Origin of the sequence: Bradyrhizobium sp. A5 (genome assembly GCF_042076515.1) — a bacterium.
GTDB classification, from domain to species: Bacteria; Pseudomonadota; Alphaproteobacteria; order Rhizobiales; family Xanthobacteraceae; genus Bradyrhizobium; species Bradyrhizobium cosmicum.
In genome coordinates, this window is the sequence record NZ_CP148990.1 from 6,951,585 (window position 1) to 6,974,081 (window position 22,497).

At 65.5% G+C, this 22,497-nt stretch carries 19 protein-coding genes and 1 pseudogene; 11 read left to right on the plus strand and 9 right to left on the minus strand.

All coding sequences use genetic code 11. The features are described from left to right. The 8 genes and pseudogenes from sdhA (at position 1) to WHZ77_RS32930 (ending at position 9,186) form a co-directional block, all read left to right on the plus strand. Complete coding sequence (gene sdhA / locus WHZ77_RS32895; protein ID WP_375311722.1) at positions 1-1,836, plus strand: succinate dehydrogenase flavoprotein subunit; 1,836 nt, start codon at positions 1-3, stop codon at positions 1,834-1,836. Between the two features lie 104 nt (positions 1,837-1,940). After that, positions 1,941-2,723, plus strand: coding sequence for a succinate dehydrogenase iron-sulfur subunit (locus WHZ77_RS32900; RefSeq protein ID WP_375311723.1), 783 nt, complete (start codon positions 1,941-1,943; stop codon positions 2,721-2,723). Between the two features lie 62 nt (positions 2,724-2,785). Continuing rightward, positions 2,786-4,744, plus strand: a complete 1,959-nt coding sequence (locus WHZ77_RS32905; RefSeq protein WP_375311724.1) for an ABC transporter ATP-binding protein/permease — start codon at positions 2,786-2,788, stop codon at positions 4,742-4,744. Between the two features lie 123 nt (positions 4,745-4,867). Continuing rightward, positions 4,868-5,691: pseudogene (locus WHZ77_RS32910) on the plus strand (FkbM family methyltransferase). A gap of 24 nt (positions 5,692-5,715) precedes the next feature. Further along, positions 5,716-6,102, plus strand: a complete 387-nt coding sequence (locus WHZ77_RS32915) for a VOC family protein (RefSeq protein ID WP_375311725.1) — start codon at positions 5,716-5,718, stop codon at positions 6,100-6,102. 73 nt (positions 6,103-6,175) lie between these two features. Continuing rightward, positions 6,176-6,661 carry a pyridoxamine 5'-phosphate oxidase family protein gene (locus WHZ77_RS32920; protein ID WP_143842509.1) on the plus strand — a complete coding sequence of 162 codons (486 nt, stop codon included), beginning with the start codon at positions 6,176-6,178 and terminating at the stop codon, positions 6,659-6,661. Beyond that, entirely contained in the window at positions 6,661-6,903 is a 243-nt protein-coding gene (locus tag WHZ77_RS32925) for a hypothetical protein (protein ID WP_375311726.1), read from the plus strand. Before WHZ77_RS32920 ends, WHZ77_RS32925 begins: the two co-directional genes overlap by 1 nt. A gap of 180 nt (positions 6,904-7,083) precedes the next feature. After that, complete coding sequence (locus WHZ77_RS32930; protein WP_375311727.1) at positions 7,084-9,186, plus strand: OmpA family protein; 2,103 nt, start codon at positions 7,084-7,086, stop codon at positions 9,184-9,186. A gap of 65 nt (positions 9,187-9,251) precedes the next feature. Here the strand turns inward: WHZ77_RS32930 and WHZ77_RS32935 are convergent, their stop codons facing one another. The 7 genes from WHZ77_RS32935 to WHZ77_RS32965 form a co-directional block, all read right to left on the minus strand. Further along, positions 9,252-11,009, minus strand: a complete 1,758-nt coding sequence (locus WHZ77_RS32935; protein ID WP_375311728.1) for an alkaline phosphatase — start codon at positions 11,007-11,009, stop codon at positions 9,252-9,254. A 103-nt stretch (positions 11,010-11,112) separates the two neighbouring features. After that, entirely contained in the window at positions 11,113-12,450 is a 1,338-nt protein-coding gene (gene argG / locus WHZ77_RS32940; RefSeq protein WP_375311729.1) for an argininosuccinate synthase, read from the minus strand. Positions 12,451-12,543: 93 nt separating this feature from the next. Beyond that, positions 12,544-13,320: a phosphatase PAP2 family protein gene (locus WHZ77_RS32945; RefSeq protein ID WP_375311730.1), complete on the minus strand. Its 777-nt coding sequence runs from the start codon at positions 13,318-13,320 to the stop codon at positions 12,544-12,546. 57 nt (positions 13,321-13,377) lie between these two features. Next, the gene (locus WHZ77_RS32950) at positions 13,378-13,872 is read right to left on the minus strand and encodes a hypothetical protein (RefSeq protein ID WP_375311731.1); all 495 of its coding nucleotides are present in this window, start codon (positions 13,870-13,872) and stop codon (positions 13,378-13,380) included. A gap of 74 nt (positions 13,873-13,946) precedes the next feature. Beyond that, positions 13,947-15,149: a 23S rRNA (adenine(2503)-C(2))-methyltransferase RlmN gene (gene rlmN, locus WHZ77_RS32955; RefSeq protein WP_375311732.1), complete on the minus strand. Its 1,203-nt coding sequence runs from the start codon at positions 15,147-15,149 to the stop codon at positions 13,947-13,949. 188 nt (positions 15,150-15,337) lie between these two features. Beyond that, positions 15,338-15,997: an invasion associated locus B family protein gene (locus tag WHZ77_RS32960; RefSeq protein ID WP_375311733.1), complete on the minus strand. Its 660-nt coding sequence runs from the start codon at positions 15,995-15,997 to the stop codon at positions 15,338-15,340. A gap of 107 nt (positions 15,998-16,104) precedes the next feature. After that, a complete protein-coding gene (locus tag WHZ77_RS32965; protein ID WP_375311734.1) occupies positions 16,105-16,944 on the minus strand; it encodes an SDR family oxidoreductase in 840 nt (279 codons plus the stop codon). 271 nt (positions 16,945-17,215) lie between these two features. On the opposite strand from WHZ77_RS32965, the gene WHZ77_RS32970 reads away from it, so the two are divergent. From WHZ77_RS32970 to WHZ77_RS32980, 3 genes are all read left to right on the plus strand, one after another. Further along, positions 17,216-18,190, plus strand: a complete 975-nt coding sequence (locus WHZ77_RS32970; protein WP_375311735.1) for an NADPH:quinone oxidoreductase family protein — start codon at positions 17,216-17,218, stop codon at positions 18,188-18,190. 398 nt (positions 18,191-18,588) lie between these two features. Then, a complete protein-coding gene (locus WHZ77_RS32975) occupies positions 18,589-19,434 on the plus strand; it encodes a hypothetical protein (RefSeq protein WP_375311736.1) in 846 nt (281 codons plus the stop codon). Positions 19,435-19,452: 18 nt separating this feature from the next. Next, positions 19,453-20,613 (plus strand): TAXI family TRAP transporter solute-binding subunit, encoded by a 1,161-nt coding sequence (locus WHZ77_RS32980; protein ID WP_375311737.1) that lies wholly within the window; start codon positions 19,453-19,455, stop codon positions 20,611-20,613. A 173-nt stretch (positions 20,614-20,786) separates the two neighbouring features. Here WHZ77_RS32980 and WHZ77_RS32985 read toward each other — a convergent pair whose 3' ends face one another. Together WHZ77_RS32985 and WHZ77_RS32990 are read right to left on the minus strand one after the other, a co-directional pair. Continuing rightward, the gene (locus WHZ77_RS32985) at positions 20,787-21,962 is read right to left on the minus strand and encodes an IS481 family transposase (protein WP_375311030.1); all 1,176 of its coding nucleotides are present in this window, start codon (positions 21,960-21,962) and stop codon (positions 20,787-20,789) included. Positions 21,963-22,097: 135 nt separating this feature from the next. Beyond that, the gene (locus WHZ77_RS32990; RefSeq protein WP_375311738.1) at positions 22,098-22,490 is read right to left on the minus strand and encodes a YkvA family protein; all 393 of its coding nucleotides are present in this window, start codon (positions 22,488-22,490) and stop codon (positions 22,098-22,100) included. Positions 22,491-22,497 lie beyond the last annotated feature (7 nt).

Below are 22,497 nucleotides of genomic sequence, written 5' to 3' on the forward strand. Positions count from 1 at the left end.
ATGGCCGCTGAGACAAATGGCAAGGGCAACGGCGCTCCCGCCACCAACGGAAAAGCCTATCCGATCGAGGACCACACCTATGACGTCGTCGTGGTCGGCGCCGGCGGCGCGGGCCTGCGCGCCACCGTCGGGTGCAGCGAGGCCGGCCTGAAAACCGCCTGCATCACCAAGGTGTTTCCGACCCGCTCGCACACGGTCGCGGCACAGGGCGGCATTTCCGCCTCGCTCGGCAACATGCACAAGGACGACTGGCGCTGGCACATGTACGACACCGTGAAGGGGTCGGACTGGCTCGGCGACCAGGACGCGATCGAATACATGGTGCGCAACGCGCCCGACGCGGTTTATGAGCTCGAGCATTGGGGCGTGCCGTTCTCGCGCACCGAGGACGGCAAGATCTACCAGCGTCCGTTCGGCGGCATGACCATGGACTTCGGCAAGGGCCAGGCGCAGCGCACCTGCGCCGCCGCCGACCGCACCGGCCACGCCATGCTGCACACGATGTACGGCCAGTCGCTGCGCCACGCGGCCGAGTTCTTCATCGAGTTCTTCGCCATCGACCTGATCATGGACGACCAGGGCACCTGCCGCGGCGTCATCGCGCTCAAGCTCGACGACGGCACGCTGCACCGCTTCCGCGCCCAGACCGTGATTCTCGCCACCGGCGGCTACGGCCGCGCCTACGCCTCCTGCACCTCGGCGCATACCTGCACCGGCGACGGCGGCGGCATGGTGCTGCGCGCCGGCCTGCCTTTGCAGGACATGGAGTTCGTGCAGTTCCACCCGACCGGCATCTACGGCTCGGGCTGTCTCGTCACCGAAGGCGCGCGCGGCGAAGGCGGCTATCTCGTTAACTCCGAGGGCGAACGCTTCATGGAGCGTTATGCGCCCTCCGCGAAGGATCTGGCGTCGCGCGACGTCGTCTCGCGCGCGATGACCATCGAGATCCGCGAAGGCCGCGGCGTCGGCAAGAAGAAGGACCACATCTTCCTTCACCTCGACCATCTCGATCCCGCGGTGCTCGCCGAGCGCCTGCCGGGCATCTCCGAATCCGCGAAGATCTTCGCCAATGTCGACGTGACGCGCGAGCCGATCCCGATCGTGCCGACGGTCCACTACAACATGGGCGGCATCCCGACGAACTATCACGGCGAGGTGCTGACCAAGAAGGACGGCGACGACAACGCCGTCATCCCCGGCCTGATGGCGATCGGCGAAGCCGCCTGCGTGTCCGTGCACGGCGCCAACCGCCTCGGCTCCAACTCGCTGATCGACCTCGTCGTGTTCGGCCGCGCCGCGGCGCTGCGCCTCGCCGAAAAGCTCACGCCCAATGCCAAGCAGCCGGAGCTGCCGGCGAACTCGTCCGAGCTCGCGCTCGGCCGTCTCGACCGTTACCGCTACGCCTCCGGCGGCACGCCGACCGCGAAGCTGCGCGAAGGCATGCAGCACGTGATGCAGAACAATTGCGCGGTGTTCCGCACCGGCGACATCCTGACCGAAGGTCAGAACCTGATCGAGAAGGTCCACAGCGGCATCACCGACATCGGCGTCTCAGACCGCTCGCTGGTGTGGAATTCAGACCTCGTCGAGACGCTGGAGTTCGACAATCTGATCGCGCAGGCGGTGGTAACGATGAACTCCGCCGCAAACCGCACCGAGAGCCGCGGCGCGCATGCGCGCGAGGACTTCTCCGATCGCGACGACAAGAACTGGATGAAGCACACGCTGGCCTGGCTGGATGATGCCGGCAAGGTCAAGATCGAGTACCGCCCGGTTCACGACTACACCATGACCAACGACGTGCAGTACATTCCGCCGAAAGCGCGCGTGTACTGATCAGGATTCGTCATGCGCGGGCTTGACCCGCGCATCCATCTTTCCAAAGCGATGGATTGCCGGGTCAAGCCCGGCAATGACGCGGAAAACCAGAGGCAGGACTAATGGTTGAATTCGCACTTCCGAAGAACTCCAAGATCACCGGCGGCAAGACCTGGCCGAAGCCCGCGGGCGCGACCGACGTGCGCGAATTCCGCGTCTATCGCTGGAATCCGGACGACGGCAAGAATCCGAGCGTCGACACCTATTATGTCGACACCAACGATTGCGGTCCGATGGTGCTGGACGGCCTGATCTGGATCAAGAACCACATCGATCCGTCGCTGACGTTCCGCCGCTCGTGCCGCGAAGGCGTCTGCGGCTCCTGCGCGATGAACATCGACGGCCAGAACACGCTGGCCTGCACCCGCTCGATGCACGACGTCAAGGACGGCGCGGTCAAGGTCAATCCGCTGCCGCATCAGCCAGTCGTGAAGGACCTCGTTCCCGACCTCACCAATTTCTACGCGCAGTATGCTTCGATCGAGCCGTGGCTGAAGACGACCTCGCCGACGCCGCAGAAGGAATGGCGCCAGAGCCACGAGGACCGCGAGAAGCTCGACGGCCTCTACGAGTGCATCCTCTGCGCCTGCTGCTCGACCTCATGCCCGAGCTACTGGTGGAACAGCGACCGCTATCTCGGCCCCGCCGCGCTGCTCCAGGCCAACCGCTGGGTCTCGGATTCGCGCGACGAAGCCACTGGCGAACGTCTCGACAATCTCGAGGACCCGTTCCGGCTCTATCGCTGCCACACCATCATGAATTGCACCAAGGCCTGCCCGAAGGGCCTGAACCCGGCGGAAGCCATCGCCGAGCTCAAGCTCAAGATGGTCGAGCGGCAGATATAAGCCAGTCGAATCAACGCTGGAACCGCAAGGGAACCGTTTGATTTCCCTTGCGTTATCCGGCCATGCAAAAGCCGGCCGGAAAGCGCGAACAGGGCAAGAAGCCGCCCATCGTTGAAATCAAGGGTGAGGACGGCGACGAGATCACGCCGACGCCGCCCGAGCTGGTCGAGCCCGACCCGGAGCTGTCGCCCGAGGAGGCCGAGCAGGCGCGCAAGAGCTATCTGCTGACGCGGTTCTGGATCAGCGCACGCGGCTTCTGGGGCCGCAACGGCGATCGGCTGGCCTGGCCTTTCTCGATCGGCCTCTTCGTGCTGATCGTCCTGACCGTCGCGTTCCAATACGGCATCAATGTCTGGAATCGCGCGATCTTCGACGCGATCGAGAAGCGCGATGCGGCCACCGTGTTTCATCTCACCGCCGTGTTCTTCCCGCTCGCGATCGGCAGCATCGTGCTCGGCGTCGCGCAAGTGTTCGCACGGATGGGCATCCAGCGGCGCTGGCGCGCCTGGCTGACCAACAGCGTGCTGACGCGCTGGCTGACGAACGGGCGCTACTACCAGCTCAACCTCGTTGGCGGCGATCACAAGAACCCCGAGTACCGGATCGCAGAGGATCTGCGCATCGCGACCGATTCGCCGGTCGATTTTCTCGCCGGCGTCACTTCCGCAATGCTGTCGGCCGTGACCTTCATCGTGGTGCTCTGGACCATCGGCGGCGCGCTCACCGTCACGCTCGGCGGATCGGCCATCACCATTCCCGGCTTCCTCGTGATTGCCGCGATCCTCTATGCCGCGATCGCCTCCGGCTCGATCCTGGTGATCGGCCGCCAATTCGTGCAGGTCTCCGAGGACAAGAACCAGGCCGAGGCGGATTTCCGCTACACGCTGACGCGCGTGCGCGAGAACGGCGAGAGCATCGCGCTGCTTGGCGGCGAGGAGGAAGAGCGCGACGGTATCGACCGAAATTTCACCAGCGTGCTGCGGCAATGGGCGCGGCTCGCCGGGCAACACATGCGCACCACGCTGGTGTCGCAGGGATCGAGCCTGGTTGCCCCGGTGGTGCCGCTGCTGCTCTGCGCGCCAAAATTCCTCGACGGCAGCATGACGCTCGGACAGGTGATGCAGGCGGCCTCGGCCTTCACCATCGTGCAGAGCGCGTTCGGCTGGCTGGTCGATAATTATCCCCGGCTCGCGGACTGGAACGCCTGCGCGCGCCGCATCGCCTCGCTGATGATGTCGCTCGACGGTCTCGAGCGCGCCGAGCAGGGTGACGGCCTTGGCCGCATCAAGCGCGGCGAGACCAGCAACGAGACGATGCTCGAGCTGAAGGACCTCTCGGTCACGCTTGACGACGGCACCGCAGTGGTCGGCGAGACCGAGGTCGCGATCGAGCCCGGTGAACGGCTGCTGGTCGCCGGCGAATCCGGCACCGGCAAGAGCACGCTGGTGCGCGCCATCGCCGGTCTCTGGCCATGGGGCGGCGGCAGCATCAATTTCCATCCGGACCGGCGGCTGTTCATGCTGCCGCAGCGGCCCTACGTGCCGTCCGGGTCCTTACGCAGAGCCGTCGCCTATCCCGGCGCCGAAGACGACTGGACCATCGACGAGATCGGCGAGGCCCTGCACAAGGTCGGGCTCGATCATCTCAAGGAGAAGATCGAGGAAGAAGCGCCGTGGGACCAGACGCTGTCCGGCGGCGAGAAACAGCGCCTCGCCTTCGCGCGGCTGCTCTTGCACAACCCTGATATCGTCGTGCTGGATGAAGCGACCTCCGCGCTCGACGAGAAGAGCCAGGACAAGATGATGCAGATGGTGACCGACGAGCTGCCGAAGGCAACCATCGTCAGCGTTGCGCACCGCGTCGAGCTGGAAGCCTTCCACAGCCGCAAGATCGTGCTGGAGCGCCGCAAAGGCGGCGCCAAGCTCGTCAGCGACATCGAACTGATCCCGCGCAAGGGCAAGCGCAAGCTGCTCGGACGATTCCTGCGGCAGCGGAAGGCGCCGCCGAAGAAGGCGGCGTAAAGAGATCGGCGTAACGCACTCTCACTGTCGTCCCGGGTTCGCTTCGCGCCCCGGGACGACACTGAGATTGGAGTCCTCGGCAAAACCGGCTATGCATGCGCCGCTTACCATGAGGACCCCTGCTTGACGCCCGACAACGCCCCTTCATCCGCGCCGTTCGGCGCGTTGGCGCCGAACGCGGCGCAGGCTGCGATCATTCGCCTCGCGACACGGTCGGGCTTGAAGCGCGGCGCATTCCGCCCGTGGATGTCGCGGCTGGTCAATCTGCTGCGCGGCGGGCCGGTCGACGTGGATTATCAGGGCGCCTCATTTCGATTCTATCACCAGGGCAGCGCGACCGAGCGCGGCGCGCTGTTCAACCCCGACTACAATCTCGACGAGCTCGACTTCCTGCGCCTGCACACCCCGGCGGGCGGCACGTTCGTCGACGTCGGCGCCAATGTCGGCACTTTTGCACTGGTGATGGCACGGCATGTCGGGCCCACCGGCAAGGTGGTCGCGATCGAGCCGCACCCGCTGACCTTTGGACGGCTCGCGTTCAATCACGCCGCATCGAAGGCCACGCAGGTGCGCCTGGTGCAAGCTGCGGCCGGCGACAGCGACGGCGAGTTGATGATCGAAAGCGGCGGCGGCAATCTCGGCGCCACGCATGTCGTCACCGGCACGGCCAGCGCGGAAGCCATCAAGGTCCCGTCGCTGCGGCTGACGCGCATCCTCGACGAGGCCGGCGTCGGCAAGTCGATTCGCTGAAGATCGACGTCGAGGGATTCGAGGATCGCGTGCTGATCGGCTTCTTCCGCGATGCCCCGCAAGCGTTGTGGCCGCGCGCGGTGGTGATCGAGCATCTGTCACAAAAGGAGTGGCAACAGGATTGTATTGCCGACATGGTCACGCGCGGCTTTACGATCGCGCGCAAGACACGGAGCAATACGTTCCTGTCTCGCTGACGAGACCAACTACGGAGGTTTGCGATGATCGATCACATGGGCTTCTCCGTCTCCGACTATGAGCGCGCGAAAGCGTTCTACATCAAGGCCCTCGCACCACTCGGCTACAGCCTGATCATGGAAGTGACGGCGGAGCAGACCGGCCACGACGCTGCAGCCGGATTCGGCGCCGACGGCAAGCCCGATTTCTGGATCGGCGGCGAAGGCGCGATGAACAAGCCCGTGCACGTCGCGATCGCAGCCAAAGACCGCGCCACGGTCGATGCCTTCTACAAGGCGGCGATGGCGGCCGGCGGCCGCGACAATGGGGCGCCCGGCATCCGCCCGCACTATCATCCGAATTATTACGGCGCCTTCGTGCGCGACCCCGATGGCCACAACATCGAGGCCGTTTGCCACGCCCCGGAATAGACGACTTCCGTCGCTCGGCAGGAACATAGTTCCACGCAGGCCGTTTATCGTTCCCTGAGAGAAGGAGCACGATATGGCCAACGACAATGCACGCGACACGGATCGCGTCTGGGATCTGATGAAAAAGATCGGGTTCGCGATGCTGGTGACGCGTGACGGCGACAAGCTGCGCGCGCGGCCGATGAGCGCCTATCTCGACCGCGACGCCAACACGATTTTCTTCCTCACGGACGCACGGCGACACAAGGACGAGGAGATCGAACGCAATCCGTCGATCAATCTGTCATTCGCAGATGCCGGCAGTCAGAAATATGTGTCGCTGACGGGCACGGCGGTGGTGTCCAACGACCGCGCCAAGATCAAGGAGCTGTTCTCGACACCGGCGAAGGCCTGGTGGGACAGCGCGGAAGATCCCAACATCCGCGTGCTCAAGATCACGCCTGACGACGCTGAATATTGGGATTCGCCGGGAACGGTGATTTCCTACGTCAAGATGGCGGCTGCGGCGGTGACGAACACGCGTCCCGATCTCGGCGAGAACCGCAAGGTGTCGCTGTAATGCCGATCGAACCGCCCGAGATTCCGCCCTCGACGCCGGGCACACCGACCGAGCCGCCACCTGGAATCCCGCCGGGTAATCCGCAGCCGGAAATCCCGTCGCCGGTGCGCGAGCCCGGCGAATCACCGCAGCCCGACGAACTGCCTGGACGTGGACCAGAGGAGATTCCGTCGCGCGGGCCGAACGGGCCGCTGACGCCGAATCCGGCGACGGATGCCGGATTGTCGCGGACGCGCGCGTGAAGCGATTGCAAGATTCATCTGAATGCGTAATGAACAGTGATGTTTTGAGTGACTTCGCATGAAGAAATAAATCGAGCAGCGTCGCGCCCCACCGCCACAATCCGGCCTAACGCGTATCCGTTCATCGTCGAACGACTATTCACCCGACTTCGTTCAAGAACCTTCCGGGGATTCCTTCTCATGACTCATCTTCGCTTCGTGCTGCTTGCCACGACGGCTCTCACCGCGATGCCATTCGCAAGCTCGGCATCGCATGCACAAGGCACAGCAGCGCCGATCGTGATCGCGCAGGCCGGGCCGGCAGGCGAAGTCGGCCCTGACGGAAAACCGAAGCAACCGCCGAAGGGACCTGCGGCACCGCCGCCGCCCGCGGCCAGGCCGCCCGCACCGCCGCCGCCGCCCGCCGCAGCTCCGCCGCCGCCTCCCCCGCGACCGACCGCGCCGCCGCCCGCGGCTGCACCAGCTCCGCGCCCGGCCGCGCCGCCTCCGCCGCCCCCGGCACCGTCACGTCCCACGCCGCCGCCCCCGCCGGCCGCGACGCATCAGGCCCCTCCGCCGCCTCCGCCCGCGGCTGCACCGAAGGCGCCGCCTCCGCCTCCTGCCGCGGCTCCGCAGCAGCATGCACCGACGCCACCTCCGCCGCCTTCATCGGCGCCGCCGGCACGCGTTGGTCCGGCGCCCACGCCGGCAGCTCCGCCACCGCCGCCTCCGACCACACGCGCAACACCGACCCCGCTGCCTCCGCCCCCGGCTTCACCGCCGCCGGGACGAACGCCGCCTGCGCCGACGCCGGCACCGAGTGCTGCGCCCGCTCCGACGGCGACACCGGCTCCGGGAGCCACGCCGCCGCCGGGCCGCTCCGCTCCGCCGCCGGCCGGTGCACCGACGACCGTTCCGGGCGCGGCGCCTTTGCCGACCGGCACGCCTCCGGCTGGCGCCGGCACACCGCCTCCCGGACGTCCGGGCCAGCCGCCTGCGCCGGGCGCAACACCCGCACCCGCGGGCACGCCTCCCGCTGGTGGTGCTCCGACCCCGCCGCCAGGACGTCAGGGTGGTCCTGGTACGCCGCCGCCCGGCGGACCCGCTGCCGGTGGCCCCGCAGCCGGACCTGCTGCGGGCCTTCCGCCCCGGCCGCCGGCGCCTCCCGCTGGTGCCGCAGCGCCGGGTACAGTCTCGGGCTCGCCAGCCGCAACGGCGCCCCCCGACAGGACTCAAAACGCTCCGCCGACCGTTTCGTCGGCCTTCCGGGCCGCGCCGACAGTCACAGCGCCGCTACCACCCCCGCCGCGTCCGCCGCAGCGTGACCTGACGCCGCTCGCGATCGGTGCAGGCGTCGTCGCCGGCGCTGTGATCGGCGCGACCATCGCGGACTACCGCAACCAGCGCCGCGAGACCGTCGAAGGCGGCCGCACCGTCTACACCGAGCCGGATCGCATCATCATCCGCGATCCGGGCGGGCAGACCTATGTCCGCGGCAACGATCTCTATCGCTTCCGCTATGGCGCCCGCGACATCCGCACCGAGACCATCGGCGCCGATACCCGCACCGTCGTGATCCGTCCCGATGGCAGCCAGATCATCACCGTGGTCGGTCCGGACGGAAGGTTGCTGCGGCGTATCCGCAGGGACCCTGCCGGCCGCGAGATCATCATCATCGACAACAGCTATCGTGATCCGCAGTCGGTCGGCGGCTTCTATGTCGACGCGCCGCCTCCGGTCGTGAACATTCCCTACGATCGCTATATCGTCGACGCCCAGGAGGCGTCGCCGGAGGTGATCTACGAGACGATGGTGGCTCCGCCGGTGCAAAGGATCAATCGTCGCTACACGCTCGACGAGATCCGCTACAGCCCGAATGTTCGCATGCAGATGCCGAGCATCGACCTCAACACGATCAACTTCGAGACAGGATCGTGGACCATCCCGCCGGACCAGGCGGCAAAGCTGCAGTCGATCGCGGACGGTCTCAACCGTGCGATCCAGGCCAACCCGCGCGTGGTGTTCCTGATCGAAGGTCACACCGACGCGGTCGGCAACGACGTCGACAATCTGTCCTTGTCGGACCGTCGTGCGCAGTCCGCGGCCGAATTGCTGACCCAGCAGTTCGGCGTGCCCTCGGAAAACCTGACGTCGCAGGGCTACGGCGAGCAGTATCTGAAGGAGCAGACGCAAGGGCCGAGCCTGATCAACCGGCGTGTCACCGTCCGCAACATCACGCCGCTGCTCAATGGCGGGCAGGCCTCGCTACCGCCGCCCCCGCCCGGCACCGCGCCGCCGCGCTGAGGCGGAGCACACGACTACAAAATGGCCGGGAGCAATCCCGGCCATTTTCGTTTGAGCCGCACGTGCTACTGCCCGGCGGCGAGGCCGAGCGCTTCGACCATGACGCGGAAGACTTCGGTATTGTCCATCGAGCCGTGCACACGCTCGCTGCCCGGCCCGGTCGCCGTCAGGATGACGTCCTCGCCCGAATGCACGCTGGCACCGATCATCGCCGACAGATTGCCGGGACGCAGCACCGCTCCCGGGACATCCTTGTATTTGTCGTTGGCCTTGAACGTCCCGTCGTCGGCGGACTTGACGGTCGGCTCGTTCGGATTGTCGAGTTTCGGGCGGAAGGTCTCGTAGTGGTCCGGCAGGCTGGCCGAGAAGATGGCGAGCCGGCGGCTCACATCGACGCGTGACGGATAGCCCTCGGCGTCCGGAGCAGGATAATTCGGGAATCCGGCCTGCTCGTAGACGCCGACGCGCTCGCGCAGCGGCACGTTGGGCGTCGAGCCCATGTCGTCGTTGACGGTGCCGACGAGGCTGTTGGGATGGTTGTGGTCGGCCAGCACGAGGATGAGGGTGTCGTCGCCGCGCGCACGCGCCCAGTCGCGCGTCTGGCGCACAGCATTGTCGAGCATGATCGTGTCGTAGACCGCCCGCTCCATGTCGAGCAGATGCGCGTATTTGTCGATCAGCCCGGATTCGACCATCAGGAAGAAGCCGGTCTCGTTCTTCGAGAGGATGTTCAGCGCCCCCTGCACCTGCTCGGTCAGGTCGGGCTGTTCCGGAAACTTCTTCACACCGCCGCCCCTCAGGAATTTGCGGTCGAGCACGCCATCCATGTTTCCGGTAGCGAACAGCCCGAGCAGCCTGCCCGTCTCCGGCTTTGCGGCAGAAGCGTTGAGCTCGCTCGCGGTCGTCGCGACCTGATAGCCCGCGTCGCGAAACTTCGCGACGTAGTCGGCCTCGTCCCTGCGTTTGGAGCCTGTCGCTGACTTCGGCAGGAAATTCGCGCTGCCGCCGCCCATCAGCACATCCGGCTTCGCGGCAAAGTACTGTTCGACGATCTCGTCATAGGCGGCGCGCCGGCGCGTGTGCGCGACCATCGCGGCCGGCGTCGCGTCTTCGATCTCGGTGTTGGTGACGACGCCGATCGCCATGCCGTGCCGCCGCCTGGCGAGGCTGGTGATGGTTTCGACCCTGGGATCGTCGAACGGGCTGGCAGTGCGGTCCGCATAGACGCCGAGCGCGTTGACGGCGCTCTTGTGGCCGGTCGCGTAGGCACTGGCCGAGTTCGCGGAATCGGTGATGATCGAGTCCGAGCCCGCGGTCGCCACCAGCGCCATATGGGGCATGTCGTCGATCGCGAGCTTGCCGCGGCTCTTGCCCTCCGCGATGCCCTTGGACAGGATTCGGGCCGCGACCCGATGCGCCGGCGACATGCCGTCGCCGATGAACAGGATGACGTTCTTCGCCTTGCGCGGCCCGGTCTCGTAAACCGTCCATGCGATGCTGCGCTGATGCGTGCCGTCGCTAACGTCCACCGTGACACTGCCGGGCCTGGCCAGCGTGACGTCGCGCAGGATCAGTGCCGACTGGTCCTTGCCGTCCTCGCGCTCGACGAAGGTCCCGGCGCGGCCGAACACGCCGGCATAGTCCGCGCCGTTCACCGTCACCTTCAGCCTGGCCGGATCGACCGGCCCCGGAAATTCAACCTTGAAGTCGAATTGCGCGCCGGCCAGAAGCTCGGCGCGATCGATCGGATAGACCGTCTGCGCCGACAATGACGACGTCCAACAGAGGACGATGAGAGACGCGAGTGCCGATCCCCTGACCATGCTCGATGCTCCGCGATTCCGTTCCAGATGGGAGCGGAAGCCTAGCGATCGCGCATGACACCGTCATTAAGCCGAGCGTCGCCCGGTCGGACGACGAAACGCCTCAGCCCTTGTCGTTCTCCAGCCGAAAGATCTGCGAGCCTTCGCTGCCCGACAGCAGGCCGGTGTCGGTATAGAGCTTCAGCTTGGTGCGCGTGTCGGCGATGTCGAGGTTGCGCATGGTGAGCTGGCCGATGCGGTCGGCCGGCGAGAAGGCGGCGTCTTCAACCTTCTCCATGCTGAGCCTTTCAGGCGCATAGGTCAGGTTCGGGCTCTCGGTATTGAGGATCGAATAGTCGTTGCCGCGGCGCAGCTCGAGCGTGACCTCGCCGGTGACGGCGCGCGCGACCCAGCGCTGCGCGGTCTCGCGCAGCATCAGGGCCTGCGAATCGAACCAGCGGCCCTGGTAGAGCAGGCGGCCGAGGCGCATGCCGCTGATGCGGTACTGCTCGATGGTGTCCTCGTTGTGGATGCCGGTGACGAGGCGCTCATAGGCGATGTGCAGCAGCGCCATGCCGGGCGCCTCGTAGATGCCGCGGCTCTTGGCCTCGATGATGCGGTTCTCGATCTGGTCGCTCATGCCGAGGCCGTGGCGGCCGCCGATGGCGTTGGCCTCGAGGAACAGTGCGACGGGATCGGCAAACGTCTTGCCGTTCAGCGCGACGGGCTGGCCTTCCTCGAAACGCACCGCGACCTTCTCGGCCTTGACGACGCAATCGTCGCGCCAGAACGGCACGCCCATGATCGGGTTGACGATCTTGATGCCGCTGTCGAGGCTTTCGAGATCCTTCGCCTCGTGCGTGGCGCCGAGCAGATTGCTGTCGGTCGAATACGCCTTCTCCGCGCTCATCTTGTAGGCGAAGCCCTGGGCGGTCATGAAAGCCGACATCTCGGCGCGGCCGCCGAGCTCGTCGATGAACTGCTGGTCGAGCCAGGGCTTGTAGATCTTCAGGCCCGGATTGGTGAGCAGGCCGTAGCGATAGAAGCGCTCGATGTCGTTGCCCTTGAAGGTCGAGCCGTCGCCCCAGATGTTGACGCCGTCTTCCTTCATCGCCGCGACCAGCATCGTGCCGGTCACCGCGCGCCCGAGCGGCGTGGTGTTGAAATAGGTGATGCCGCCGGTCGAGATGTGGAAGGCGCCGGACTGGATCGCGGCGATGCCTTCGTGGACGAGCTGCGTGCGGCAATCGACGAGGCGGGCTTTCTCGGCACCGAACTCCATCGCCTTGCGCGGGATCTCGTTGTAATCGGCCTCGTCAGGCTGGCCGAGATTGGCGGTATAGGCGTAGCAGCGCGCGCCTTTCTGCTTCATCCAGAGCAGCGCCGCGCTGGTATCGAGACCGCCGGAAAAAGCGATGCCGACTTTCTCACCCTTGGGCAGGCTTTTCAGGATCGTGGTCATGGCGCTTCCAATCGGGTCTCAAAGGGCTGATGTCAGGGCGGGTTTGACCGCGCGAATATCAAATTTCGCGGGGCTCGGCACGCATTTAATGCCTCAAACCGAGGTCTCGGGGTCCGTCTTGCGGCCGAACAGGCGCTGGCGGAGCCGGTAGGCCGGCATGTTCAGCCGGGTCAGGGCGGCATCGACCGCAGCGTCCGAGAACCGGGTCCGCGGCCAGCGGTAAATCAGCGCGTAGGCAAACCAGATCACGACGAAGGTGACGAGGCCGGCGATCGACACGTCGGTGAAGAAGTGCCCGCCGAAGGCCATGCGGAGCCCGCTGGTGACGAGACCGAACACCACGGCTGCCGCATAGGCGAGTGGCCGCCAGACCGGCGGCGCCAGCGCGGCCGGCGCCAGCGTCCAGAACGCGGTCGCGCCCTCGCCCGAGAAGAACGAGCAGTTGCGCGCGCAATCGCCGCGCGGGTCCCACCACGGCACGAACTGCTGGTCGCCGGCGAACTGCGTCACCACCACCGGTCGCGGCCGGCCCCAATAGGTCTTGAAGGTGAGGTTGGTGAGAATGCCGGCCGACAGGATGATCGTGACCAGCAGGAACACGATCGCGCGCCCCGATACCATCAGGGGCCGGTCGGGCCGGATCATCTTCACCAGAAGCGCGACCAGCGGCGGCAGCACGAACGCCCAGGCGACCCACATCGCCGCGTCACGCGCAAAGCCCGCCCAGTCGTTCAGCTTGAGCGGAAACGTCTTCGTCTGGGGGTCGAAGAACAGCGCGGCGAGCTTGAGATCGAGCTCGGGATAGAGGCCGAAAACGACGCCGATCACGAGCCACAATGCCAGGGCGATGAAGAGTCCAGTCCGGTTCATGGCGCGCGGTTTAGCGGAGTGAAGCGGAGATGAAAACCCCGGGAAACGGCAAGAAAATCACCGCGCATCGCGCCTTGAATTCGACGGCAGCGGCGGAGGCGGCTTGAGTGGCGGCAGTGGGATGCGCCAGGCCCCCGCATTGCGGCCGGCAATCAGCCAGTAGACGACGCCGGCGACGATGCCGGCACCGGTCATGATTTCGAGGTGACGCCGCACGATGCCTTCGAACTGAAACGTATCGGAGTGGAAGGGGACGAGGCCGAGATAGCAGGCGAGCCCGACGATGCCGCCGCCGACGGCGTAGGCCAGCGCGCTGCGGATGTAGAGCGCTTCGGTGATAGCGACGATCACCGCCGCTGGCACCAGCGCGAAGCCAGAGACGAAGATGAAGCCAAAGCCGAGCAGGATGTCGATCGTGCCCTGATCGACGGGACCTGCGCCGAGATCGGCGAATTCCGGAAACAGCAGCGCCACGACCACGATCATGCCGCCGACGAAGCAGGCGGCGAGAAAGCCGATGAAGATGACGATGAGGCGACCGATCAGGGACATGCCGAAGCCGTCGTTTTCGTCATTGCCTCGCTACGCTCGCAATGATGGGGATGCGAGAGCGCGGGCATGATCCATCAATCCGTCATCGCCATGGCGCGCAGCGCCTCGCGTTCGCGGACGCTAAGCTTTTCGGTCTCCGATTTGAGCTGGCCGCAGGCGGCGAGGATGTCGCGGCCGCGCGGGGTGCGCACCGGCGAGGAATAGCCGGCGTTGAAGATGTATTCGGAGAATTTTTCGATCTGGTCCCAGTCCGAACATTCATAGGCGGTGCCGGGCCATGGATTGAACGGAATCAGGTTGATCTTGGCGTGGATGCCCTTGAGCATTTTCACCAGCAGCTTGGCATCGTCGAGCGAATCGTTGACGCCCTTGAGCATCACATATTCGAAGGTGATGCGGCGGGCGTTCGAGGCGCCGGGATAGTCGCGGCAGGCCTGCAGCAGTTCCTTGATCGGATATTTGCGGTTGAGCGGCACCAGCTCGTTGCGCAATTCGTCGCGCACCGCATGCAGCGAGATCGCGAGCATGACGCCGATCTCCTCGCCGGCGCGCACGATGTTCGGCACCACCCCCGAGGTCGACAGCGTGATGCGGCGGCGGGAAATGCCGATGCCTTCATTGTCGCCGACGATCAACAGCGCATCGCGCACCGCGTCGAAATTGTAGAGCGGCTCGCCCATGCCCATCATCACGACATTGGTGACGCGGCGCGTGCCGTCCTCGCGATCGGCCCAATCGTTGAGACGATCCCGCGCGACCATGATCTGACCCACGATCTCGCCCGCCGTGAGGTTGCGCACCAGGCGTTGCGTGCCGGTGTGGCAGAACGAGCAGTTCAGCGTGCAGCCGACCTGCGAGGAGACGCAGAGCGTGCCGCGATCGGTCTCGGGGATGTAGACGCACTCGACTTCATGGGCACGCTCGACATTGTCGCCGCTCGGCAGACGCAGCAGCCATTTGCGGGTGCCGTCGTTGGAGATCTGCTCGGCCACGACTTCGGGACGGTCGACCGTGAAGTGCTGCGCAAGCTCGCCGCGAATGCCCTTCGAGACCGACGTCATCTCGTCGAAGTTCTGGGCCCCGCGGAAATACATCCAGTGCCACAGCTGCTGCACCCGCATCTTGCGCTGCGCCGGGGCGACGCCGATCTCGCCGAGGCGGTCGGCAAGCTCGGCGCGCGACAGGCCGATCAGCGACGGCTTGGCCGGCGGCACATAGGTTTCGAGTGGAGTCTTCTCCACCAGGATTGCGTTGTGCGGCTCGGTCGTCGGTTGCATTGAATGGCCTAGAACTATTGCTGTCTAAACTCGTCATGCCCGGGCTTGACCCGGGCATCCACGTCTTTCCTCAGTGACGGTAACGCGTGGATGGCCGAGACAGGCCCGGCCATGACGGCGAAAAATCTGGAACCGGCCCTATATAGCAACCGGAACCGCCGATTGCGACCGTGATACCACGTGCAGCCTTAACGCCGGCAATCCTGCGAGATCCGGTCCAGCGCCTGGGCAAGACCCTTCAGCGAAAACGTGTCTGTCGTCTCCGTGCCCTTGGCCGAGACGCCCTTGACCACGAGATCGGCGGATTTGCGCATGGCTTCGACCATCCGCTCCTCCTCGGCCGCGTTCTTGATCCAGAGCCCGTCGCCCTGCGTGTACATCGCGAAGGCAGCGCCGCCGACCTCGACCGAGGATTCCGAGCCCGGCTTCAGCGCGTAGCCGATCATGACCGAGACTTCGTTGTTCACCTTCTCCGACGGCCGGGTCGAAACGAAGGCATAGGCGGGATCGCGCGGCCGATTCGGCGGGTTGGTCTTCGATGACGACGGCTTGGCCAGCGCGAAGCAGACTTTCTTGCCGTTGGGCGTTGCCGAATAGGCGCCCCAGGTGCCGAACTGACCGATCAGGGTCGGCTCGGCGCCGCCAGCAACTGCTGCGGGCAGGGCCGCTGGCTTGCTCTCGGGTTTTGCCGCGCTCTTCGCAGCCGGGTTGGCCGCCGGCGCCGCCGCTTTCGGTGCAGCCGGTTTCGGTGCAGCCTTGGGTGCCGGTTGCGCCGTCTGCGCCCGCGCAGGATCGGTCACTCCCCAGGCCACAACAGTCGTCAAAGCTAGAATCAGCACCCGCCACATGCCTGGAGTGGTTCCCTCAATATTGTGACTGGAAGATGGCCCGGCCGCGCTTTGTCCCCGCAGCAGGAATAGCGGGGAAAGCTCAATTTGGGAAGGCAGTTAGCGGGTCAGCCGCGGGAGCGCGCGGCGCGCTGCTCGGCCCATTGTGCGTCGGTCCAGCGCAACAGATCCTCGGCGCCGGAACTGCGCAAATGCGCGCCACCGTCGATCACCACCATCTCGCCATTGATGTAGCCGGCGCGGTCCGAGACCAGGAAGCTGGCGAGATCGGCGAGCTCGCCGTGCTCACCGGTGCGGCCCATCGGGTTACGCGCGGTCCAGCCTTCGTCGCGGCCCTCCGGGCGAAGCTGGCCGGATGCGCCGGCTGTCGGGAACGGCCCCGGCGCGATCGCAACGGTGCGGATGCCCTTCGGACCCCACTCGACCGCGAGACTCTTCGTCATCGCCAGCACCGCCGACTTCGCCATTGCCGACGGCACGGTGAAGGCGCGGCCGGTGATGGTCGAGGTCGAGAGGATCGAGAGCACGACGCCGTTGTGCTCGCCGTCGATCCAGCGCTTGCCGGCGGCGAGCGTGCAGTACATCGCGCCGTGCAGCGTCGGCGCGAGGATCGCGCCGGCCGCGCGGAAGGACAGGTGCTCGCTCTGCGCGATGAAGGTCGCCGCAGCATTGTTGACGAGGATATCGAGCGGCGCCTCGCGCCAGATCGCGTCCATCATGTTCTCGACGGCACCCCCGTCGCGAACATCGCAGGCGATGGTGGTGACCTTGCCGCCGGTCTGCGCGCGCATCTCGCTCGCCGTGGCCTCGAGCCGATCGAGTTTGCGACCGCAGATCACGAGTTCGGCGCCAAGCGCGAGAAAGCGCGTTCCCATCGCCGCGCCGAGACCCGAGCCGCCGCCGGTGACGAGGATGCGCTTGTCCTTGAGCAGACCTGTTTCAAACATCGTTTGAATCCTTCTTCTTGTTCTTGCTTCGTCATTGCGGGCGCAGCGAAACAATCCTGAGCCCGTCTCGCGGAAATAGTCTGGATTGCATCGCGGAGCCTGTCATCGGGCCGCGCTTCGCGCGGACCCGTTGGCTCGCAATGACGCCAGGATAGGCCTGCGCATCGCTTTGGGCAAAGAAACCGGATTGTCGCCCGGGTCTAAATCCGGCAGAAACGGGTCAACTATAATTCCACTCGAAACGCCCAGTACTTCTCAAGAAGGTACCGCCATGAAAGCCATACTCTGCTCGCAATATTGCCAGCCCGACGACCTCGTTCTGGCTGATGTACCGGATCCGATGGCAGGCCCCGGCGAAGCGGTGATCGCGATCAAGGCGGCGGCGCTGAACTTCTTCGACATCCTGATGATTCAGGGCAAGTACCAGATCAAGCCGCCGTTCCCGTTCTCGCCGGCCGCCGAAGTCGCCGGCGTGATCGAGAGCGTCGGTCCCGGCGTGACCGAGGTGAAGGTCGGCGACCGCGTCGTCGCCTCCTGCGGCCACAACGGCGCGCGCGAGAAGATCGCGCTGCCGGCGGCGTCGATCGTGAAAATCCCCGACAATCTCGACTATGACCGCGCGGCCGGCATCATCATCATCTACGGCACCGCGCTGCATGCGCTGGAAGATCGCGCCAGCCCCAAGCCCGGCGAGACGCTCGCGGTGCTCGGTGCTGCCGGCGGCACCGGACTTGCCGCCTGCGAGCTCGGCAAGCTGATGGGCCTGAAGGTCATCGCCTGCGCCTCGTCGGACGAGAAGCTCGAATTCGCGAAAGCACATGGCGCCGAGCTGACTCTGAACTACGGCAAGGAAGATCTGAAGGAAGGCCTGCGCAAGCTCACCGGCGGCAAGGGCGTCGACATCATCTTCGATCCCGTGGGTGGCGCGTATGCCGAGCAGGCGCTGCGCTCGATCGCCTGGGAAGGCCGCTTCCTCGTGATCGGCTTTGCCGCCGGCGACATTCCGAAGATGCCGCTCAACCTCGCGCTCTTGAAGGGCTGCGACATCCGCGGCGTGTTCTGGGGCGCCTGGACCCGGCAGAATCCGGAGAAGAACCGCGCCAATCTCGAGAAGCTCGTGAAGTGGACCGCGGAAGGCAAGATTTCATCGCATGTCGACCGCACCTTCCCGCTGGCGCAGACCGCCGATGCACTGAAGGTGCTGGCGGGACGCCAGGCCATGGGCAAGGTGATCCTGCACCCGTGAAAGCGAAGCCATCGCAACTGCTTCAGCGCACGCAACTGTCGTCGCCCGGCTTGCCCGGGCGACCCAGTATTCCAGAGACGTCAGAGATTTAACCGATGGGCCGCGGCGTACTGGATTCCCCGCCTTCGCGGGGAACGACAGTGGGTGCGGGACGCGCAGTGGTACCCACGGCCGCCTGGTAAAATTCCCCCAACCATTGCCGCCAAAATTGCGGTGCATTCCGCCGCCTCGCCGTAATGAAACCCAAATATCTCCAGATTCGCTCAAACCGCCGTCGTCTTTTGGGCTGAATCGGACGGCGATTTACCGGTTCCAGTTTGCGGGGCGCTTCTGGACAACAACAAGAAGACTGAAGCCGGGACTGCCCCTGCGTTGCGTCAGTAATGGGGAGCATCACCATGGAGACGACGGCATACCGTCCGTCCAGGGAGTCGCGGGCGTTCGACTCCGATCAATTCGCATCACGTCCGCCTGCCAGATCCTATATCCGTGCGCGCGCCGCACGGGCCGACTTTTCCGACGATCCAATGCCGCTGTTCCTGTCCGATCCGCTGGGGGAGCCGGATCCGCGGGAATATGCGCCGCTGGGACTGCGTTCCAGAACAGGGATGCTCCAGCTCCTTTTCGCTGCTGCGCTCGCGATCTCCGCCACGGCAATCCTGACCGTCCTGTTTCAGGCCGATCTGCTGAATCTCATCGCCGACAACACCGGCAAGGCTTCCGAGCAGACCGTCGCTCCGGTCAATCCACCGGTCGCGCGGCAGGCCCCACTCAAGGATCCCGCCCGCGTGACCGACACGAAGCTGGCGAGCGCCGACACACAGAACCATCCTGCACCGCCGGAGCCGAGCCGCGAGGCGATCGCAAGCGCCTATCAGATTGCGCTGCAAGCCCAAGCGCCAATCCCCGTCCCCGCGGCGGCACCTGTCGCAGCACAGCCGGCACCGCCCGCGCCTGTGAGGACGCTCGACGCCGACACGCTGACAGGGCTGATGACGCGCGCCAGGAGCATGATCGGCGTCGGCGACATCGTCGCGGCGCGCCTGCTGCTCGAACGCGCGGCCAACGCGAACGACGCAGCGGCCGCGCTGCTGCTGGCGCAGACCTATGATCCCGCGGTGCTGGGGACCAGCGACGCGCGGAGCATCATCGCCGACGCGGCTGTCGCAAGCGACTGGTACCAGCGGGCCGCAACGCTCGGATCGGCGGAGGCGCAGCAGCGCCTTGCCCGGCTTTCGAACTAGACATCTCCAGGGGACATCATGCGTAACGCTTTGAGCATGGCGCTTGCCGCCATCATGACCATCTGCGCCTTCGCGGCGCGCGCCGAGCAGACCGAATACGATCCGGCCAAGGTCTCCGACAGTTTGAAGGCGATCTTCCAGTTCGGATCGACGTCGACCAAACAGGCACTGAACGCCAACACCGTCACGCTGATCACGGGCACCATCGGCGGCACCTATGTGCAATTCGGTGCCGATCTCGCCTCCGTGCTCGACGACGGCAACAGGATCCGCGTGCTGCCGATCGTCGGCCGCGGCTCGGTGCAGAGCGTTGCCGACATCCTGTTCCTGCAGGGTGTCGACCTCGGAATCGTCCGGGCCGATACGCTCGACTATCTCGAGCGCAAGGGCTTTGCCAAGGACATCAAGCGGCAGTTCACCTACGTGACCAAGCTCTACAACGAGGAGATGCAGGTGATCGCGCCGAAATCGGTCGCGACGCTGAAAGACCTCGAGGGCAAGACGGTCAGCGTGGATCTGCCGAACGGCGGCACCTTCGTCACCGCGCTCACCGTGTTCGAGCGTCTCGGGATCAAGGCGAAGTTCGTCTATGTCGAGCAGCGCATCGCGATGGAGAAGCTGAAGGCCGGCGAGATCGACGCCGTCATCGTGGTCGGCGGCAAGCCGTACAAGTCGGTCTCGACCTTCGGCAATGACGGCCGCTTCCATCTCGCGAAGGTCGACTATGCCAAGCCGCTCCAGAGCGACTACCTGCCGGCGACACTGACGGCCAAGGATTATCCCAACCTGATCAGGGAGGGCGAGAGCGTCGACACGATCGCGGTGCCCGCGGTGCTGGCGGCCTACAATTGGGCGCCGAACACCGAGCGCTATCGCAAGCTCGCCCTGTTCGTGGACGCGTTCTTCACGAAATTCCCCGCGCTCCAGAACCCGCCCTTCCATCCCAAGTGGAAGGAGGTCTCGCTCTCGGCGCCGCTGTCCGGCTGGAACAGATTGCCGGTGGCGCAGCAATGGCTCGACAAGCACGGCGTCGAACCGGTGACACGCCAGCGTTTCGAGGCGTTCTTGAAGCAGAGCCCCGCGGCCGCGAAGGTGACCGATACGGACAGGGAGGCGCTGTTCAGGCAATTCCAGGCGTGGGACGCGGAGAAGGCGAGGGCGCAGGCGGAGAAGAAGTGAGGGTTGTCATTGCGAGGAGCTCGCGACAAAATTGCAGAGCAATTTTGCGCTGAAGCGACGAAGCAATCCAGTCTCTCGCCGGGGAGGCAGTCTGGATTGCTTCGCTTCGCTCGCAATGACGGTGGTTGGGGCAAGCGGCATCAACACATCAGCTGTCATCGCCCGCGAAGTGTTTAGTCCGGAGACATGGCTGACACCTGTTCGGACACATCACTGACAGGTTGGCGGTTAGTCAAGTCGATTGATGCGACCTGCCAGCTGGCGAAGAAGATGCCGTAATGGCCGTCACGATCCAGCGGCCTGATGGCAAGCCGTTCGCGTGCGAAGGCCTGAGGAACCTTCCAGAAGCGTCCCTTGAAGGAGATGTAGGGTCTTGTCGATGAGACCCTGCGCACGATCTCGCCGCTGTCGTACTCGACGTTCGGGACACGGGCCGGCATGGCACGGGCACTCGGTCGGAAGCGATCGGCGGGAACGTGCATATCGAGGCCTTGGTGGGGGCGCTCCAGATTGTAGACCGGCCGCCAGGCATCAAGGGCGCGTTGGACTTCCGGGAGAGTGCGGAAGCGACGCATCGCAAAGACTTCAGCCTTCAGCGTGCGATGGAAGCGTTCGTTCTTGCCGCGGGCCTGTGGGTGACATGGCCGGGCATGCACCACCCTGACGCCCAGCTTGAGCAGCCACACCTTCAATCCGGTCCAGCGGACGCCGGACGTATCGCCCCAGGGGGAGCCGTTGTCGGTGTAGAAGGCCTCCGGCAGGCCATAGCAACGGAACGTCGCCGTCAGGTGATCCTGCACGGTAAGACGCCGTTCGTCGGCGCACGCCTTCAGGCACAGGACATAGCGCGAGTGATCGTCGACGATGGTCAGCGGATGGCACCGCGTGCCGTCAGCGAGCGGCATGTGGCCCTTGAAGTCCATCTGCCACAGCAGGTTGGGTGCTTCCTTCTCGAAGCGGTGTCCCGGATTGGGCGGCGCATTCTCGCTCGGTTTGACCCGGCCGTTCCGGCACAGGATCCGGTGCACCGTTGACGGCACAGGTACCGTCTGGCCGTTCCGCTTCAGGCAGTGGGCGATCTTGCGCGCGCCCCAGGCCGGATGCTTGTCACGCACCGCGAGCACCTGCGTCTCGACCGCAGGCTCGCTGCGCCTGGGCATCGCATGCGGCCGCCGCGAGCTGTCGGCCAGCTCCCGATCGCCAGCCAGCCAGCGCCGCAGCCATTTGTAGCCGACGTCAGGACTAATATCGAACCGCCGGCACAGCTCGCGCCGATTGGCGCCTTCCTGCAAGGCCAGCCGCACGAACTCATGGCGCTGATCCATTACTGACACCTCACTCCAGGGCATGGACGGCCTCCCGAATCGGACCAATCCAGCCAATGTTGATGTGTCAGCTATGTCTCCGAACACCCGTCAGTGATCTGTCCGGGCTAAACAGAAGGCGGGGAATGACCGAGGTGGGTGTGTTTGAATGCGCGTCAGCTACGCCGCTTCCGCGTCCACCGCGGCCTCATCCACCCCGCGCTTCAGCGCGGCGCGGGCGGCTTCGCGGTGCTCCGACGTGATGTGGCTGGCGACCATGCGGAGCGCGGTGGCGAGCACGGCGGCGTCATCGGTGAAGCCGAGGATCGGCATCACGTCGGGGACGAAATCGAACGGCAGGATGAAATAGGCGATCGCGCCCAGCAGCGACGCCTGGACATGGCGCGGCGTCTGCCGGTCGAACGCACAGTAATAGGCGGCGAGCAGATCTTCCGCGAAGGGCAGTTGCGCAGCGACGCGCTTCAGCTTGCGCCAGAAGCGGCGGCGCACGCTCTCGCGATCTTCCGCGAGCCGATCGGCCGGCTCGAAACCGACGCTGTGCTCGGCAGCCATGGTCCAA

Excerpts from the sequence above, each read along its gene's own strand:
- sdhA (WP_375311722.1), top strand. The coding sequence starts at position 1 with ATGGCCGCTGAGACAAATGGCAAGGGCAACGGCGCTCCCGCCACCAAC.
- WHZ77_RS32900 (WP_375311723.1), top strand. The coding sequence starts at position 1,941 with ATGGTTGAATTCGCACTTCCGAAGAACTCCAAGATCACCGGCGGCAAG.
- WHZ77_RS32905 (WP_375311724.1), top strand. The coding sequence starts at position 2,786 with ATGCAAAAGCCGGCCGGAAAGCGCGAACAGGGCAAGAAGCCGCCCATC.
- WHZ77_RS32915 (WP_375311725.1), top strand. The coding sequence starts at position 5,716 with ATGATCGATCACATGGGCTTCTCCGTCTCCGACTATGAGCGCGCGAAA.
- WHZ77_RS32920 (WP_143842509.1), top strand. The coding sequence starts at position 6,176 with ATGGCCAACGACAATGCACGCGACACGGATCGCGTCTGGGATCTGATG.
- WHZ77_RS32925 (WP_375311726.1), top strand. The coding sequence starts at position 6,661 with ATGCCGATCGAACCGCCCGAGATTCCGCCCTCGACGCCGGGCACACCG.
- WHZ77_RS32930 (WP_375311727.1), top strand. The coding sequence starts at position 7,084 with ATGACTCATCTTCGCTTCGTGCTGCTTGCCACGACGGCTCTCACCGCG.
- WHZ77_RS32935 (WP_375311728.1), bottom strand. The coding sequence starts at position 11,009 with ATGGTCAGGGGATCGGCACTCGCGTCTCTCATCGTCCTCTGTTGGACG.
- argG (WP_375311729.1), bottom strand. The coding sequence starts at position 12,450 with ATGACCACGATCCTGAAAAGCCTGCCCAAGGGTGAGAAAGTCGGCATC.
- WHZ77_RS32945 (WP_375311730.1), bottom strand. The coding sequence starts at position 13,320 with ATGAACCGGACTGGACTCTTCATCGCCCTGGCATTGTGGCTCGTGATC.
- WHZ77_RS32950 (WP_375311731.1), bottom strand. The coding sequence starts at position 13,872 with ATGTCCCTGATCGGTCGCCTCATCGTCATCTTCATCGGCTTTCTCGCC.
- rlmN (WP_375311732.1), bottom strand. The coding sequence starts at position 15,149 with ATGCAACCGACGACCGAGCCGCACAACGCAATCCTGGTGGAGAAGACT.
- WHZ77_RS32960 (WP_375311733.1), bottom strand. The coding sequence starts at position 15,997 with ATGTGGCGGGTGCTGATTCTAGCTTTGACGACTGTTGTGGCCTGGGGA.
- WHZ77_RS32965 (WP_375311734.1), bottom strand. The coding sequence starts at position 16,944 with ATGTTTGAAACAGGTCTGCTCAAGGACAAGCGCATCCTCGTCACCGGC.
- WHZ77_RS32970 (WP_375311735.1), top strand. The coding sequence starts at position 17,216 with ATGAAAGCCATACTCTGCTCGCAATATTGCCAGCCCGACGACCTCGTT.
- WHZ77_RS32975 (WP_375311736.1), top strand. The coding sequence starts at position 18,589 with ATGGAGACGACGGCATACCGTCCGTCCAGGGAGTCGCGGGCGTTCGAC.
- WHZ77_RS32980 (WP_375311737.1), top strand. The coding sequence starts at position 19,453 with ATGCGTAACGCTTTGAGCATGGCGCTTGCCGCCATCATGACCATCTGC.
- WHZ77_RS32985 (WP_375311030.1), bottom strand. The coding sequence starts at position 21,962 with ATGCCCTGGAGTGAGGTGTCAGTAATGGATCAGCGCCATGAGTTCGTG.
- WHZ77_RS32990 (WP_375311738.1), bottom strand. The coding sequence starts at position 22,490 with ATGGCTGCCGAGCACAGCGTCGGTTTCGAGCCGGCCGATCGGCTCGCG.